Origin of the sequence: Micromonospora sp. NPDC049662 (genome assembly GCF_040675055.1) — a bacterium.
GTDB lineage: Bacteria > Actinomycetota > Actinomycetes > Mycobacteriales > Micromonosporaceae > Micromonospora.
The window spans coordinates 101,094-116,537 of the sequence record NZ_JBFAOC010000018.1 but is presented as its reverse complement, the minus strand read 5'-3'; the positions used below and the strand labels follow the sequence as shown (position 1 = coordinate 116,537).

Genomic DNA, 15,444 nt, shown 5'->3' with positions numbered 1-15,444 from the left:
GATCTTGCACTTTCGGTTGCCGTTCTGTCACCTTCACGCCTTATGCGGCGACAGAAAGTGCAAGATCGACGCGCTCCAGCGGGGCCTGGGGGTGGGGGTTGGGGGTTAGGCCGCCGCTAGGTGGACTCCGTCTCGGCCTTGGCGTTTTACCGCATAGAGGGCCTGGTCGGCTCTTTTCAGGGTGCGGTCGGGGGTTTCGCCGGGGCGGGGGAGCGCGACGCCCACACTGATCGTGCGGCCGGTACGGCGGGCCGCCTCGGCCAACCGCTCGGCGATCCGGACCGCCTCCTCCGGGCGACTCACCTCGATCACCGCGACGAACTCGTCACCGCCGATCCGGTACAGCTCGTCACCGTGCCGCAGCGCGCCCTCCAGCGCCCGCGCCAACCCGACCAGCACCTGGTCGCCGGCCTGGTGCCCGTACGTGTCGTTGACCGTCTTGAAGCCGTCCACGTCGATCGCCAGCAGGGCCGTACGCCCCGGGGTGGCCGCCGCGATCCGTTGCCCGAACGGGCCGGTGTGCCGCAGCCCGGTGAGCGGGTCGGAGCTGGCCTGCTCACGCAGTCGGACGAGCGTACGCAGACGGTCCAGGCTGGTCCAGGCCTGCCCGGCGAGCAGCTCCATGAGGCTGACCGTGGTGGGGTCCGGGTGCAGGGCGCGGCCGTCGGCGACCAGCAGCACTCCGTCGGCGTCCGCCGGCCCGACCGGCACGGCGACAAGCGTGCGTACCCCCGCCCGGGTCAGCGGTCGATAGTCCTCGGTCGGGGGATGCCCGGCCTCGCCCAGCGTGTATCCGGCGCCGTAGCGGTGTGCCCGTTCGACGATCCGGTCCAGGGCGGCCGGGCCCGCGCCGGCCAGCTCGGCGCGGATCCGGGTCTCCAGGTCACCCGGGGTCGCCGGGGACGGGCCGAGCTGACCGCCGATCACCAGCACCGCGGTGGACAGGGTGGACACCTCCCGGGCGGCCTCGGTCGCCGCGCTGATCACGGCCGCCTCGGTGGGGGCGGCGGACAGGGCCGCGGCGTGCCGGAGCAGCTTCTCGCTGCGGCTCTCGGACGGCGGGCCGCCCAGCGCGGCGATCCGCGCGCCGAGCCGGGCCGCCAGCCGCTGCGCGGTCTCCCGCCAGGGCCGCAGGTCGACCGGGTCACTCCACTGCAGGTCCAGTACGCCGATCACCCGGCCGCCCGGGTCGCGTACCGGAACGCACAGCTCGGTCGTGACGTCGGGGCGTACCGGTAGGTAGTCCGGGTCGACGGTGACGTCCGGGACCGCGGCGGCGGTGCCGGTGGCGTACACCCGGCCGACGATCCCGGTGCGCGCCGGTACGGTCGCGAAGACCTGCCACGCGCCGGTCGCCGCCACGCACCGCAGCCGGTCGTGGGCCTCGAGCAGCACCGAGATGGTGGCCGGGGTGTGGTGGGACAGTGCGCTGACCGTCCACCGACAGGCTTCCGGCGCGCTGGACGCCATCGACAGGCGGACGCTGACGTCACGGATGACTCGCTGATGATCCACTCGCACGTCGTTCCAGGTAGGGGAGGGGCTGGAGCAAGCGTACTCACGTTTTCCGGAAGGGCTTCCGGCTTCGTACACATGTGCTATCCACAGGCTGTGGACGGGCCTGTGGGTAAAGGTGCCGGGCGATAGCGTGGGAGTCCCGACGTCCTGGAGGCGAGCCGATGCTCATCGCGCACATCAGCGACCCGCACCTGACCACCGGTCTGCTCGCCGCCGAGCCCGCCGCCGGGCTGCACCGGGCGCTCGGCCGCGTGCTCGCCCTGAACCCGCGACCGGACTGCGTGGTCATCACCGGCGACCTGGCCGACCACGGCCGACCCGACGAGTACGCGGCGCTGCGCGAGTTGATCGGGCGGTTCCCACTGCCGATCTACCTGACCACCGGCAACCACGACGACCGCGAGTCGCTGCTCGACGCGTTCGGCGGCACGCCCTGGCTCGGGAACGGGTTCTCCGCGTACTACCACGTCGACCACGAGGCGGCGACCATCGTGGTGCTCGACTCGCTCGTCCCCGGCAGCGACGCCGGCCAGCTCGGCGAGGAGCAGCTCGGCTGGCTCGACGGGGTTCTCGCGGGCCGTCCGGAGGTGCCCGCCATCCTCTGCCTGCACCACCCGCCGGTCGCGGTCGGCATCCCCGCGGCCGACGCCATCCGGCTCGCCGACGGGCCCGCGCTGGCCGAGGTGATCGGCCGGCACCGGCACGTCGTGCGGGTCGCCGCCGGGCACCTGCACCGCACGGTCACCACCGGGTACGCGGGCACCGTGCTCACCGTGGCGCCCAGCACCTGGAAGCAGAGCACCCTCACCATGGCCACGGACGAGGTGATCGGCTGGGTCGCCGAGCCGAGCGCCTTCCTGCTGCACCGGATCGAGCCGGACGGCTGCGTGACGCACACCGTCCAGGTCAGCCACTCGGCCGGGCAGACCTGCGGCTTCTGAGGTCGCCGCCATGCCCGTCTGGTACGTCGCGTACGGGTCGAACATGCACGCCGCCAGGCTGGCCTGGTACATCGGCGGCGGCTGTCCACCCGGCGGCCGACGGACGTACCCGGGTTGCCGCGACACCCGTCCTCCGAGCCGGTCGGCGCCGGTCTGGATGCCCGGCGGGATCTACTTCGCCGGTGAGTCCGGCGCGTGGACCGGCGGCATGGCGTTCTACGACCCGCGGCTGCCGGGCGAGGCTGCCGCGCGGGCCTACCTGGTGACCATCGACCAGTTCACCGACATCGCCGCGCAGGAGATGTACCGCCCGCCGGGCGACACCGCCGACCTGCTCCCGGCGACCGGCGCGGCCATCGACGCGGCCGTCGCCCACGGCCAGGCGACGCTCGGTCCGGGGCGCTACGAAACCCTCGTCTGCCCCGGTCGGCGTGCCGGCATCCCGATGCTCACCTTCACCGCGCCCGAACCGGCGTCCGCCGTGCCGCACCGGCCACCGGCACCCGCCTACCTGCGGATGATCGCCCAAGGGCTGCACGAGTCACACGGTTGGCCGGCTGAGCGGATCGTCGACTACCTGGCGCGGCGACCCGGGGTCGTCGACGGCTGGCGGCCCGAGGCGGTCGCCACAGTGGTCGCCGAAGCGCTCACCGCGGTCGGCTGATCCCGTCCCCTCTGGACCTTCGACCGACGTTGTTCCGCCACCGGTCATCGATTGTTCGACACGTGGGCCTGGTCCGACGATGGGCATTTCCGCAGCTCTCACGCTCAGCCCGACGCGTCGGTCGCGATCCGTCGCTCGACTCGACCGGCCGGCGTCCGGATGAGAGGCTGTCCGGGCGGGAGGCGATTCCCAACCGTGACCGACCCTCTCCGACGGTGTCGGTCGGCGGCCCGGTCGACCCACCGGCCGGGTACCGCACGCGTCGATTCTCACGAGGAGTTCCATGTCCGTACCCGGGATGCGTCGGGCCGCTGTCGGCCTGACCGCGCTCGCGGTGGCAGCGCTCGGCGCGGTCGCCACCACCCCCGAGCAGGCCGACGCGCGACCGAAGCCGGTCGACGTCACCCTGCTGGCCCTCAACGACTTCCACGGCAACCTCGAACCCCCGAGCGGCTCCAGCGGCACCATCGCCGGACAGACCGCGGGCGGCGTCGAATACCTCGCGACCCACCTGGCCGACCTGCGCGCCGCCGCGAAGAAGAAGAACACCATCACCGTCGCCGCCGGCGACCTGATCGGCGCGTCGCCGCTGCTCTCCGCCGCGTTCCACGACGAGCCGACCATCGAGGCGCTGAGCATGGCCGGTCTGGACTACGCCAGCGTCGGCAACCACGAGTTCGACGAGGGCGCCGCCGAGCTGCTGCGTATCCAGAACGGTGGCTGCCACCCGGTGGACGGCTGCGCCGACGGCACGCCGTACCGGGGTGCCGGCTTCACGTACCTCTCCGCCAACGCCTTCAAGACCGCCACCGGCAAGCCGCTCATGGCGCCGTACGCGATCCACAAGGTGCAGGGCGTCAAGGTCGGCTTCATCGGGATGACCCTGGAGGGCACCCCGCAGATCGTCAGCCAGCAGGGCGTCGCCGGCCTCACCTTCGCCGACGAGGCGGAGACCGCCAACCGGTACGCCCGTGAGCTGCGCCGTAAGGGCGTTCAGACCATCGTCGTGCTCCTGCACGAGGGGGGCGCCCAGGCGGCGACCGGTGGCATCAACGACTGCGTCGGCATGACCGGGCCCATCGTGGACATCGCCAACCGGATGGATCCGTCGATCGACGTGGTGGTCAGCGGTCACACCCACCAGGCGTACAACTGCAACATCAACGGCAAGCTGGTCACCAGCGCCAGCTCCTTCGGCCGCCTCGTCACCGACATCGACCTCAAGATCGACCGGCGCAGCGGTGACGTGATCTCCGCCGCCGCGAACAACGTGGTCGTCACCCGGGACGTCGCCAAGGACCCGAAGCAGACCGCCCTGATCGACCGCTACAAGACCGTGCTCGGCCCGGTCGCGGACCGCCAGGTCGGCGAGACCACCGAAGCCATCACCAAGACCCAGGAAACCCTCTTCGGTACGACCCTGGGCGAATCCCCGCTGGGTAACCTGGTCGCCGACGCGCAGCTCGCCGCCACCGACGACGAACAGAACGCGGTGGCCGCCTTCATGAACCCCGGTGGTGTCCGGGCCGACCTCAACGCCGGGCCGGTCACCTACGAGGAGGCGTTCACGGTGCAGCCGTTCGCCAACAACCTGGTGACCCTCGACCTGACCGGGGCGCAGCTCTACTGCGTACTGGAGCAGCAGTTCGTCACCGGTCGGACGCTGTACCCGTCGTCGACCGTCGGCTACGTGGTCGACCCGGCCGGCGCCACCGGCACCGCGGCCGACCCGTGCGCCGGCACCCGTGTGGTCCGGGGCAGCCTCACCATCGGCGGCACCGCCGTCGACCCGGCCGCCACCTACCGGGTGACGGTGAACAACTTCCTGGCCGGCGGCGGCGACGGCTTCAGCGCCCTCACCGGCGGCACCAACCAGGTCACCGGCCTGATTGACCTGGACGCGCTGGTGGCGTACCTGACCGCGCAGTCGCCGGTCTCCGCCCCGGCGCTCGACCGAATCCGCACCACCGCCGAGGTCCCCGCCGCCTGACGGCCGACCCCGCGACATCGGGCCCCGGAGCGGACGCTCCGGGGCCCGACCCGTCCCCGGCGGCCCCGCGCTGCCTGTGCGGCCCCGCGCTGCCTGTGCCGCAAGATCACGCTCGATCATGGAGGTAGTGGCCTGCGAGTGCCGGGATGCCACTACATCCAGGATCGAGCACGATCAAGCGCGGAGTGCGACCAAGATCCGCGCACTATCGGGGATGTTGCCGTCTCCGACGCGGCGGAGGCAGCAGCATCGGTGAAGCTGCGGGGGCGGCCGAAGGGGTCTCACCGGGCGCGGGGACTCCGGGTTGCTCGCCGGGTCGGGGGGTGCTTGCGGAGGCGAGCGGCGCGGCCCGCCGGGCGAGGAGGCCCGGGGCGCCCACGGGTGCGGGTCAGGCGGAGGCGGGTGCCGGGATGGGCGTGGGCGGAACGATCGTCACGCGGCCGTCCTGCTCGACGGTGAGCAGCCGGCGTAGCGAGAGCGCGATGAGTGAAGCGGCCAGGCAGCCGCCGACGACGACCGCCACCCAGACCATGCCGTTCGCCGCGCCGATGAGCGGGCCGGCGGTCACCGGACCGATCACCCCGCTGATGCCGAAGATCATCGAACTCATGGCGTTGTACCTGCCGCGCAGTTCGTCAGTTGCCAGGGCGTTGGTGAGCGCCGGCATCACCGGCGACAGCAGCGTCTCGCCGAAACCGAAGATCGCCGAACAGGCCACCACGCACAGGGCGGCCACCAGGGCGTTGCCGGTGCTGACGACGCCGGCGACACCGAGGACCAGCCAGGCGGCGGCGAACACCGCCCCGACCACGGCGAGCGCGCCGGTGCGGCTGCGGCCCTCGATCCGGCGGATGACCAGCAGTTGGGCGAGCACGATCGTCACCGTGTTGCCCGCGAGCGCCCAGGCGACGACGCGGGGGTTCACCTCGGCGACCCGTATGGCGTACGCGGCGAATCCGACCTCGACCTGGGCGTACCCGCAGGTGGTGAGGACCAGGCCGAAGATCACGAGCCGGCGGAACGGGCGGTCCCGCAGCACCGTCAGGTAGCCCCCGCTCGACGGCCCGGCGTCGGTCGAGCGTTGACCGAGTCGGTGGCCGACGCCCGGCAGGGTCAGCAGGATCAGGGCCGGCATCAGATAGCTGACCGCGTCCAGCAGATAGATCGTCTGGAAGGTGTCGGGTCGCGCCGTGTCGACGATCGCCCCGGAGGTCATCCCGCCGATGCCGATGCCGAGGTTGAGCAGCGCGAAGTTCAGCCCGAAGACGCGTTGCCGTTCGCCGTCGTCGGTGAGCGACGCGAGGATCGTGTTCCCGCCGGACCAGATCGCCGAGCTGCCGATGGCGATCACCGTCATCACGAGCAGCGCCGAGCCGGTCGAGTGGACCAGCGCCAGCGAACCGGTGCCGATCGCCTCGATCACCAGGCACGGCACCACCACCCGGCGCGCCCCGATCCGGTCGATCAGCGTCCCGCCCAGCGGTGACAGCGCCAGGGTGACGACGCCGTACCAGCCGATCACCAGTCCGGCGCGGGTGTCGGTGAGCCCCCGCACGTCGGTCAGGTAGATGAACAGGAACGGCAGGGTCAGGCCACGCCCGATCGCCGACAGCAGGGTGCCGAGGAGCATACGGCGGGCTTCTGGACGGCGAGGCAGGGCGCGGCGCAACATGTCCGGCATTCTGTTCGGTGGGTGTGACGCACGCGAACCGTTTTGGACCAACGTCGCGCTGCCCCGGCGCGGCGTGACCAATGCCACGACGTCCGCCGGTGTCGGCCCGGTCTGCGATGCTGGCCCGATGACCGGCACCTGGCGACACCTGCCCGCGTCCGCCCGCGCCATCGCGGTGACCGCCACGGCAGCCGTCGCCGCCGCCCAGGCCCGCGACGACCAGGCGTACGACGAGACGGTGGACGACCTGGCGGCCGACGAGCGGTCCGGGCTGGTGCTCGGCACGGTGGTCCGGCTCCTGCTGGAGGAGAGCCACCCGGACGGCTTGGACGGCGACGACATCCGCCAGGTTCTGGCACGCTGCGTGCAGGACGCGGCGCGCTGGCGTTCGGATGTGGACCCGCACGTGGTGCTCGTACTGTTGGCTGGCGCGTTGGGGGTGTACGACCCCGAGGGCGACGACTCGCCTCCCGGCGCGTCCGCCCTGGCGCGGCATGCTCCGCTGCTCGTGGCCGATCTGTTGGCGGTGACGGGTGCGCCGCTGGCCGACTACCTGGCCGCCGCGTTCAGCGAGATCGAGCGCACTGAGCGACACGACTGACGGTGTCCGTCTCCCGACTCGGGGTGCTGTCGGTCACGGTGCTGGCCGTACGCTCCGGCCGTCTGACGACCACAGTTTCCGTCAGGGGTGGGCGTGCGACCTCGACAGAACCGATCTCCGATCTCGTGGCGGGCGGCCAGCCCAACGGTCCGGTTGCTCGCGCTCGTGTCCTGGGCTGTCGGCCTGGTGGTGCTGGCCGCGGGATGGCTCGGGGATCGGGAGGGCTTCTGGTCCGACCGGCCGTTCCTGACGAACGTCGCCTCGTCGCTGGCGACCGCCGCACTCGGGTTGCCGATCGCGCTGGTCGTGATCCAACAGTTGGTCGCCGGTGAGGAGTCGTACCGGCAGGAGTGGTTGGCCAGCGAGGAGCTGATCGAGGCCGTACGGGAGGCCCGTGGGTACGCCGAGGCGCTCACCGCCACCGCACCGGCGGCGGGCCCTGCCGTGCAGGGCATGCACGACGTCAATCTCCAACACGTGATCCTCGGGGCTCAGATGCTGCCGCTCGTGCCCGATCACGCGACGGCGCTGGCCGGGCAGTTGCAACTGCTCGCCGCCACGTGGCCGCTCTACTCGGTGGTCCTCGGGCACCTGCCGGCAACCGTGTCCGGCCTGCGGGACGCTTGGGCGACGGCCGGGACCGCCCTGACCGCTCTGCCGGCCGCGCGGAGGCCAGGGCTGGCCGACCAGATGTTGACCGAGACACACGAACTGGTCGATCGGACGGCCGCCGCCTTCGACCAACTCACATTGGGCGACCTCGACATGGCCTTCCTGCACCGCCTTGTCCGGGAACTGACGCGGGACCGGCCGATTCAGAAGTCCCGGGTGCTGCGGGACGTGCAAAAGCTCGCCCAACTCGGTCCGCCATTGGCGTCCGCGCAGTCGGCGGCAGCGGAACTGGCCGAACGACTGCGGGGTATCGAGGCGTTGATTCGTCGATAGTCGCGGCCTGACGACATACGCAGAGGGCACATCCGATCGATCGGATGTGCCCTCTTACCTCTGGTCGGGGTGGCCGGATTCGAACCGACGACCTCTTCGTCCCGAACGAAGCGCGCTACCAAGCTGCGCCACACCCCGAGGCGTGCCGACAAATAGTAGCCCACCCGCTCCGATGGTCAAACTCGGTACCCCCGCCGCCCCAGCCCGGTCTCGAGGGTGATCGACACGCCTTCTGTGAAAGCGCGGTGTCCGGTCCGGGCGGATGGGCCGGCTTGCGGGAAATCGAGTCGATCAAGCCTAGCGGGGGATCAGGGTCAGGATGCTCGCCTCCGGTGGGCAGGCGAAGCGGACCGGGGCCGTCGGGTGGGTGCCGAGGCCGGCGGAGACGTGCAGCCACGAGTCCGAGCCCGGCCATCGGTGCAGACCGCGCGCCATCGAGCGGGGCAGGCCGCAGTTGGTGACCAGCGCCCCGTACCCCGGGACGCAGACCTGCCCGCCGTGGGTGTGCCCGGCCAACAGGAGGCCGAAGCCGTCGGCGGCCATCTGGTCGAGCACCCGCGGCTCGGGGGAGTGCGTCACGGCGATGGACAGGTCGGCGGAGGACGCCACCCGACCCGACACGGCCGGGTAGTCGTCCCGGTCGATGTGCGGGTCGTCGACGCCGACGAGGTCCAGCTCGCGGCCGCCGGCCTTGAGGCTCGTCCGGGCGTTGTTCAGGTCTGCCCAGCCGGCGCCGGTGAAGACCTGGCGTAGCTCCTCGTAGGGCAGCTCGACGCCCTCGGTGTACTCCCGCTCGGGCAGGAAGTAGCTGAAGGGGTTCTTCAGCACCGGGCCGGTGTAGTCGTTGGAGCCGAACACGAACGCCCCCGGATAGTCCAGCAGCGGTTGTAGCGCCCGCAGCACGCCCGGCACCGCCCCGGGGTGTGCCATGTTGTCGCCGGTCACCACCACCAGGTCGGGGTCCAGGGCGGCCAGCGACGCCACCCAGCGCTGTTTGCGGGCCTGGTTGGGCATCATGTGCAGATCCGACAGGTGCAGCACGCGCAGCGGCTCCGCGTCGGCCGGGAGCATCGGCACGTCGTACCGCCGCAGGGTGAACAGGTTGCGCTCGACGAGCGACGCGTACGCGAGGGTGGTCGCTCCAACCGCTGCGGTTCCGGCGGCGAGGCGGAATAGTGTGCGCTTTCGCATGGCGTTCAGGGTAGTTTGACCGTCCATGAGCACGCTGAAGGACCGCCTCACCGCCGACATGCGTTCCGCGCTCAAGGCGCGCGACGAGCTGACGACCTCCACGCTGCGGATGGCCCTGGCCGCCGTCGGCACCGCCGAGGTGGCCGGCAAGGCCAAGCGCGAGCTCACCGACGACGAGGTGCTCGCGGTGTTGACCAAGGAGGCCAAGAAGCGCCGGGAGGCGGCCACCGCCTTCGCCGACGCGGGCCGCACCGAGCAGGCCGCCAAGGAGACCGCCGAGGGCGAGGTGCTGGACCGCTACCTGCCCAAGCAGCTCTCGGATGCCGAGCTGACCGACCTGGTCGCGGGGGCGCTCGCCGCGGGCGGCTTCACCGGGAAGGCCCAGATGGGCCCGGCCATGAAGGCGGCCCAGGCCGCGGTGGCCGGCCAGGCCGAGGGGGGTCGGGTGGCCGCCGAGGTACGGCGACAGCTCGGCCTCTGATCCGCCACGCGGCTCCGGTTCGACCCAACGCAACGGGCGGGCACCCCCGAGAGAGGGTGCCCGCCCGTTCGCAGGTGTCGCCGGGCCTCAGCCGCCCGGACGGTTACCGGGGCGGCCGGGCGGGTTGCCGGGCTGCCCGGGCTTGTTGCTGTCCGGCGGAGTGCCGCCGGCGCCGGTGCTGATCTGGATGGTGACCACGCCGCCCTTGATGGTGCGCCCGTCCGGACTGGTGCCGGCGGCGGTGCCCGCCGGGCAGGACGACGCCACCTTCGTTTCGGACACGACCGGCTCGAAGCCGGCGCCCTTGATCCGGGACTTCGCGGTGTCGACCGGCTGGCACTTCACGTCGGGGATGCTGCGCTGGTCACCCTCGGAGATCTTCTGGCCCGGGGGTTCGAAGTTGATGCGCGGCTTGCCCTTCATGGCGTCCCGCAGCGTCTCGTACACCGGCGGGTTGATGCCGTCCTTCTCGGAGTGCTTCATCTTGACGTTCGTCTGCGGCCAGTCCGGGTCGGCCATGATGCCGGCCACCGCGTACTGCTTGGTCATCGCGACCAGCGCGGCCGTCTTCTCCGAGTCGGTGGTGCCGGACTTGCCGGCCACCGGCGCGTCGACGATGCCCTTCACCGCGGCGGCCGTACGGCTGCTGCCGCACTTGCTGGTCTTGGAGTTGTCGCCGACCGGGCAGCGGGCGGCGTCGACGGCGGCGCGGGCCACCTCGGTGCTGAACCGCTTCTCACAGCGCGGGTTGGCGATGTCCAGCTTCTTGCCCTCCGGGTCGCGGATCTCCTGCACCGGGATCGGCTCGCAGTACTTGCCGTCCGCCGCGAGGGTCGCGTACGCGTTGGCCAGGTCCAGCGGCGTGGTGGAGGAGACGCCCAGGGTGAATGCGCCCCACTGGTGGGCCGCGTCCTTGGTGGCGGCGAACTTGGCGTCGTTGCTGGCCCGGAACTGGATGCCGGCCCGCTTGGCGACGTCGACCACGTTCTCCGCGCCGACCTGCTGCTGCAGCGGCACGAAGTACGTGTTGACCGACTGGGCGAACGCGGTCCACATGTTCTGCACGCCACCGGCCTTTTTGCCGGAGTTGGTCGGGCAGTAGAAGTGGGTGCCGGGGCAGGCCGCTTCGCTGCTGCTGTCGATGATGTATTCCGACTTGAACTGCTGCGGCGCGTTCATCGAGTAGCTGAGCGGGACGCCCTTCTCCAGGGCCGCCACGATCGTGAAGATCTTGAACGTCGAGCCGGCCTGGTAGCCGGCGATGCCGTCACCGCCGGTGAGCAGCGGGTTGACCGTCGCCGGGTAGTTGCCCTTGATGCCCCGCTTGCTCTTCGCCGGATCGCTGGAGATCTTGTTCTTCGGGTGCTTCGGGTCGTCCAGCTTGAACTGCCGGTTGACCGCGAGCGCCCGCACCCGGCCGGTGCCCGGCTCGACCACGGCGACCATGGCGGCTTCCTTGCTGTTCTCGCTCTTGGACTTGCGGACCGCCTTGTCCGCGCCCTTCTGCGCCTGCACGTCGATCGACGTCACGACGGTGTAGCCGCCGCTCTTGAGCCGGCGCTCACGGTCGTACGGCGTCGAGCCGAACGTCGGCTGCTGCATCCACCAGCGGTAGAAGTAGTCGCAGAAGAAGCCCCAGCTGTTGACGTTGGTGGCGACGCAGCCGTTCGGGGTGCGCTTGTCCTGGACCTTCAGCTTGACCGCCTTGGCGGCGTCGGCCTCCTGCTGGGTGATGGCCTTGGTGTCGACCATGTTCTGGATGACGTAGTTACGACGGTCCAGCGCCAGCGGGTAACCGCTCTTGGTGGTCGGGTCGTTCGTCGTCGGGGCCTTGACCATGCCGGCCAGCAGCGCCGCTTCCTCGATCTTCAGCTTGCTCGGCGGCTTGCCGAAGTAGACCTGGCTGGCCGCGTAGATGCCGTACGCGCCATTGCCGAACGAGGCGAGGTTGAGGTAGCGGGTCAGGATCTCGTCCTTGGAGAACTCCTTGTCGACCTGCAGGGCGAGGCGCATCTCGCGGAGCTTGCGGGCGCTGGTGTCCTCGGTCGCCGCCACCACGTCGGCCGGGTGGGTGGCCGAGTAGGCGATCGCCAGCCGGACGTACTGCATGGTCAGCGTCGAGGCGCCCTGGCGGCCGGCGCTCTCGTTCTGGTTGTTGACGAACGCGCGGGCGACACCGTTGATGTCGACGCCGTTGTGCTTGTAGAAGTCGTGGTCCTCGGCCGCGATGATGGCCTTGATCATGTACGGCGAGATGTCGGCGTGCTTCACGTCGCGGCGGTTCTCGTCGTACATCGTCGCAAGCGGTGTCTTGCCGTCCGAGGCCAACAGGTAGCTGATCTGTGGCGCGCGGGCCACCGTCAGCTCCGTTGGCAGGTTGCCGAATGTCTCAGCGCCGGCCTTCGCGGCCAGTCCGGACATCGCCACCGCGGGGAAGGCCGCCGCAGCGACCACCACGCCGGCCAACAGGCCGCAGATGGCCAGCGATGCGGCGTTGGTCAGCACATTGTGGTCACGTTTCCGCATCCAGGTCACCTCGGCATGGTACGCGAGTAGGGAACGAGGGGCGCCTGGGCGTCTTTCCCCATTTCCTGCGCGCGCTGCCCTCGTTGTGCTAAACGCATGACCCCCGGTACGAGGTTGCGTGTGATCGGCGTGAGTCTCCTCCGTTTGGTGAAGGCGGCGCAGCGTTTTCGTGGACCTCGGCGGGGTAACCGGCGGTCGAGAGCCCGGGAAGCCGGGAGTGTCCGGAATGATGGATTTCGCCGACAACGTTGCGTAATCAGTCGACTACAGAGCATGATGATGGCGGCGACAGCGCCACATGTCGTCCGCGCCGCCTTGGGGAAGGTGAGCCGGGCGATCGGGGGGAAATTGCCGGCTGCCGTGCAACGAGGTCGGTAGGTACTGCAAGGGGGGACGAGTACACATGGGCATGATCACTGACTGGCCGTCGCTGGCGGCGTGTCAGAACGGGGACCCGGACGCGTTGTTCGTACAGGGCGCCGAACAGAACGTGGCCAAGCGGATCTGCCGAAGCTGCCCAGTTCGGTACGAGTGCCTGGCCGACGCGCTGGACAACCGGATCGAGTTCGGTGTGTGGGGCGGTATGACCGAACGGGAACGCCGAGCGTTGCTGCGTCGTCACCCGCAGGTGACGAGCTGGCGCAAGATGTTCGAGGCAGCGATGAAGAAGAACAGCAAGGACCAGGCCGGCAAGGACAAGATCCTGGTCACCGCGGCAACCTGACGCCGCTCACGACCGGCTGATCGCCGCGCCGATCGTCCGTAGCCCGTCGACGTCGTGCACGTCGGCGGGCTGCGCCGTCACCGACACCGCCGGCACCGCCGGGAACGCCTCGGTGAACCGCGCGGCGACCTGCTGCTCGCGTACCGCCTGACGCGCCAGCGCCGCGTGCGCCCGCAGCACGTCGGCGGTGCCGTCGTGTCCACCCAGCTCCGCCAGCCGCTCCGCGGCGGCGCGACTCCGCTCGGCGTCCAGCTTCGGAACCACCGGGCGGTGCACCCGGTTGAGCACCAGGCCGGCGAGCGGCATCTTCTCCTCGCGCAGGCGGCCCGCGAAGTAGGCGGCCTCCCGGACCGCGTCCGGCTCCGGCGTCGCGACCAGCAGGAAGGCCGTCTCCCCCGCCTGGAGGATCCGGTACGTCTGCTCGGCCCGCTGCCGGAAGCCCCCGAACATCGAGTCGAGTGCGGCCACGAAGCCGGACAGGTCGGTGAGCAGCTGCGCGCCGAGGACCTTCTGCACCACCTTCGAGAACATCCCGAACGACGCCGTGACCAGGCTGAACATGCTCCGCCCGCCGCTGCGCGCCGGTGCCAGCAGCAGGCGCAGCATCCGACCGTCGAGGAAGCGGGAGAGTCGGGCCGGCGCGTCCAGGAAGTCCAGCGCCGAGCGGGACGGCGGGGTGTCCACCACGATCAGGTCCCACTCGCCGCGCGCGTGCAACTGGCCCAGCTTCTCCATCGCCATGTATTCCTGGGTGCCGGCGAACGTCGAGCTCATGGCCTGGTAGAACGGGTTCGCGAAGATCTCCGCGGCCTTCGTCGGGTCGGTGTGCGCAAGGACCACGTCGTCGAAGGTGCGCTTCATGTCCAGCATCATGGCGTGCAACTCACCGCCGCTGGCCTCGACGTCGATGCCCTTGACCTGCCGGGGCGTGTTGTCCAGCTCGGTCAGGCCCAGCGACTGGGCGAGCCGGCGGGCCGGGTCGATGGTGAGCACCACCGTGCGGCGGCCGTGCTGCTCGGCGGCCCGCAGCGCCAGCGCGGCGGCCGTGGTCGTCTTTCCCACCCCGCCGGCACCGCAGCACACGACGATCCGCACGCCCGGGTCGGCGAGGATCTGGTCGACGTCCAGCTGCGGCGCCGCGTCTTCGGAAGGCACCAATCGAGCGTATCGGGCCGCGTCGGTCCATGCGCCCGTGCGGCGCTCAGGTGTGAGTCAATCGGCGTGGACGAGGGCCTGGGCCAGGGTAGCGAGGCCCGTCCGGTCCACCCCGTCCGGCAGCAACGGCAGCTCGACCATCGGCAGCCCCTGCTCCACCAGGTCGGCGCGGAGGGAATCCTCCAGTTCGCGCCGGATGAGCTGGTCCCGTGCCTCGTCGTGCAATCCGGCCACGATGTCCTGATCGGCCGGCAGTCCAGCGGCGACCAGACCCCGCCGCAGGTCCGCCGCGGTGACCGCCGGTCCGGCCGGCAACGAGGGTCGGGCGCCGTTGACGATCACCTTCCCGATGCCGAAGCCGAGGGAGGTCAGGTCGGCGATGGCGTCGACCGTCTCCTGCACCGGCATCTCCTCCAGGAGCGTGACCACGTGCACGGCCGTCATCGGGGAGCGCAGCAGGGCGGAGACCCCCTCGCTCTGGGTCTTGATCGGGCCGACCTTGGCGAGCCGGGCCGTCTCGGCCGTCACGTTGAGGAAACGACCGATCCGACCGGTGGGCGGCGCGTCCAGCACCACGGCGTCGTACGCGCGCCGCTGCCCCGAGGTACGGGTGGTGGCCTCCTTCACCTTGCCGGTGAGCAGCACGTCCCGCAGGCCCGGGGCGATGGTGGTGGCGAAGTCGATGGCCCCCAGCTTGCGCAGCGCCCGCCCCGCCGCGCCCAGCTTGTAGAACATGTCGAGGTATTCGAGCAGGGCCTCCTCGGCGTCCACCGCGAGCGCGCGCACCTCACCGCCGTCCGGCGCGTCGGCGAGGTGTCGCTCCTCGTACGGCATCGGGTCGAGGCCGAAGAGTTGGGCGATGCCCTGTCGGCCCTCGACCTCCACCAGCAGGGTGCGCCGGCCACCGGCGGCCAGCGCCAGGGCCAGCGCCGCCGCCACGCTGGTCTTGCCGGTGCCGCCCTTGCCGGTCACGACGTGGAGGCGGGCCGACCATCCGCTACCGGCCGGGTCGGACGGCCGCTCAGGTGCACGCACC

General features: G+C 71.0%; 13 protein-coding genes and 1 tRNA gene. 7 read left to right on the top strand and 7 right to left on the bottom strand.

The annotated features are described in order from the left end of the window. Positions 1-105: 105 nt before the first annotated feature. Positions 106-1,515, bottom strand: a complete 1,410-nt coding sequence (locus AB0J36_RS16520) for a sensor domain-containing diguanylate cyclase (protein ID WP_357132875.1) — start codon at positions 1,513-1,515, stop codon at positions 106-108. A 164-nt stretch (positions 1,516-1,679) separates the two neighbouring features. Here AB0J36_RS16520 and AB0J36_RS16515 point away from each other — a divergent pair, with 164 nt between their 5' ends. The 3 genes from AB0J36_RS16515 (at position 1,680) to AB0J36_RS16505 (ending at position 5,113) form a co-directional block, all read left to right on the top strand. Further along, positions 1,680-2,459 carry a phosphodiesterase gene (locus tag AB0J36_RS16515; protein ID WP_357172682.1) on the top strand — a complete coding sequence of 260 codons (780 nt, stop codon included), beginning with the start codon at positions 1,680-1,682 and terminating at the stop codon, positions 2,457-2,459. Positions 2,460-2,469: 10 nt separating this feature from the next. Next, positions 2,470-3,123, top strand: a complete 654-nt coding sequence (locus AB0J36_RS16510; RefSeq protein WP_357172679.1) for a histone deacetylase — start codon at positions 2,470-2,472, stop codon at positions 3,121-3,123. A gap of 283 nt (positions 3,124-3,406) precedes the next feature. Beyond that, the gene (locus AB0J36_RS16505; RefSeq protein ID WP_357132869.1) at positions 3,407-5,113 is read left to right on the top strand and encodes a bifunctional metallophosphatase/5'-nucleotidase; all 1,707 of its coding nucleotides are present in this window, start codon (positions 3,407-3,409) and stop codon (positions 5,111-5,113) included. 388 nt (positions 5,114-5,501) lie between these two features. Here AB0J36_RS16505 and AB0J36_RS16500 read toward each other — a convergent pair whose 3' ends face one another. After that, a complete protein-coding gene (locus AB0J36_RS16500; RefSeq protein ID WP_357132867.1) occupies positions 5,502-6,785 on the bottom strand; it encodes an MFS transporter in 1,284 nt (427 codons plus the stop codon). Between the two features lie 127 nt (positions 6,786-6,912). On the opposite strand from AB0J36_RS16500, the gene AB0J36_RS16495 reads away from it, so the two are divergent. Continuing rightward, positions 6,913-7,386: a hypothetical protein gene (locus tag AB0J36_RS16495; RefSeq protein WP_357132865.1), complete on the top strand. Its 474-nt coding sequence runs from the start codon at positions 6,913-6,915 to the stop codon at positions 7,384-7,386. Between the two features lie 93 nt (positions 7,387-7,479). Then, entirely contained in the window at positions 7,480-8,331 is an 852-nt protein-coding gene (locus AB0J36_RS16490; protein ID WP_363660823.1) for a hypothetical protein, read from the top strand. A gap of 61 nt (positions 8,332-8,392) precedes the next feature. Here the strand turns inward: AB0J36_RS16490 and AB0J36_RS16485 are convergent. Both AB0J36_RS16485 and AB0J36_RS16480 read right to left on the bottom strand, forming a co-directional pair. Then, positions 8,393-8,469 (bottom strand) — tRNA-Pro (locus tag AB0J36_RS16485). Between the two features lie 159 nt (positions 8,470-8,628). Further along, positions 8,629-9,522, bottom strand: a complete 894-nt coding sequence (locus AB0J36_RS16480; RefSeq protein ID WP_357132861.1) for a metallophosphoesterase — start codon at positions 9,520-9,522, stop codon at positions 8,629-8,631. Positions 9,523-9,547: 25 nt separating this feature from the next. Here AB0J36_RS16480 and AB0J36_RS16475 point away from each other — a divergent pair, with 25 nt between their 5' ends. After that, positions 9,548-10,003 (top strand): GatB/YqeY domain-containing protein, encoded by a 456-nt coding sequence (locus AB0J36_RS16475; RefSeq protein WP_355052539.1) that lies wholly within the window; start codon positions 9,548-9,550, stop codon positions 10,001-10,003. Positions 10,004-10,090: 87 nt separating this feature from the next. On the opposite strand, the gene AB0J36_RS16470 is transcribed toward AB0J36_RS16475, so the two are convergent. Beyond that, complete coding sequence (locus AB0J36_RS16470; RefSeq protein WP_357132859.1) at positions 10,091-12,529, bottom strand: penicillin-binding protein; 2,439 nt, start codon at positions 12,527-12,529, stop codon at positions 10,091-10,093. Between the two features lie 403 nt (positions 12,530-12,932). Between AB0J36_RS16470 and AB0J36_RS16465 the strand changes: the two genes are divergently transcribed. After that, positions 12,933-13,253 (top strand): WhiB family transcriptional regulator, encoded by a 321-nt coding sequence (locus AB0J36_RS16465; RefSeq protein ID WP_355052537.1) that lies wholly within the window; start codon positions 12,933-12,935, stop codon positions 13,251-13,253. Between the two features lie 6 nt (positions 13,254-13,259). Here AB0J36_RS16465 and AB0J36_RS16460 read toward each other — a convergent pair whose 3' ends face one another. Both AB0J36_RS16460 and AB0J36_RS16455 read right to left on the bottom strand, forming a co-directional pair. Further along, complete coding sequence (locus AB0J36_RS16460) at positions 13,260-14,408, bottom strand: ArsA-related P-loop ATPase (protein ID WP_363660822.1); 1,149 nt, start codon at positions 14,406-14,408, stop codon at positions 13,260-13,262. Positions 14,409-14,465: 57 nt separating this feature from the next. Then, positions 14,466-15,443: an ArsA-related P-loop ATPase gene (locus AB0J36_RS16455; RefSeq protein ID WP_363660821.1), complete on the bottom strand. Its 978-nt coding sequence runs from the start codon at positions 15,441-15,443 to the stop codon at positions 14,466-14,468. Between the last annotated feature and the right edge of the window lies 1 nt (position 15,444).

Excerpts from the sequence above, each read along its gene's own strand:
- AB0J36_RS16495 (WP_357132865.1), top strand. The coding sequence starts at position 6,913 with ATGACCGGCACCTGGCGACACCTGCCCGCGTCCGCCCGCGCCATCGCG.
- AB0J36_RS16500 (WP_357132867.1), bottom strand. The coding sequence starts at position 6,785 with ATGTTGCGCCGCGCCCTGCCTCGCCGTCCAGAAGCCCGCCGTATGCTC.
- AB0J36_RS16515 (WP_357172682.1), top strand. The coding sequence starts at position 1,680 with ATGCTCATCGCGCACATCAGCGACCCGCACCTGACCACCGGTCTGCTC.
- AB0J36_RS16475 (WP_355052539.1), top strand. The coding sequence starts at position 9,548 with ATGAGCACGCTGAAGGACCGCCTCACCGCCGACATGCGTTCCGCGCTC.
- AB0J36_RS16505 (WP_357132869.1), top strand. The coding sequence starts at position 3,407 with ATGTCCGTACCCGGGATGCGTCGGGCCGCTGTCGGCCTGACCGCGCTC.
- AB0J36_RS16465 (WP_355052537.1), top strand. The coding sequence starts at position 12,933 with ATGGGCATGATCACTGACTGGCCGTCGCTGGCGGCGTGTCAGAACGGG.
- AB0J36_RS16510 (WP_357172679.1), top strand. The coding sequence starts at position 2,470 with ATGCCCGTCTGGTACGTCGCGTACGGGTCGAACATGCACGCCGCCAGG.
- AB0J36_RS16480 (WP_357132861.1), bottom strand. The coding sequence starts at position 9,522 with ATGCGAAAGCGCACACTATTCCGCCTCGCCGCCGGAACCGCAGCGGTT.
- AB0J36_RS16470 (WP_357132859.1), bottom strand. The coding sequence starts at position 12,529 with ATGCGGAAACGTGACCACAATGTGCTGACCAACGCCGCATCGCTGGCC.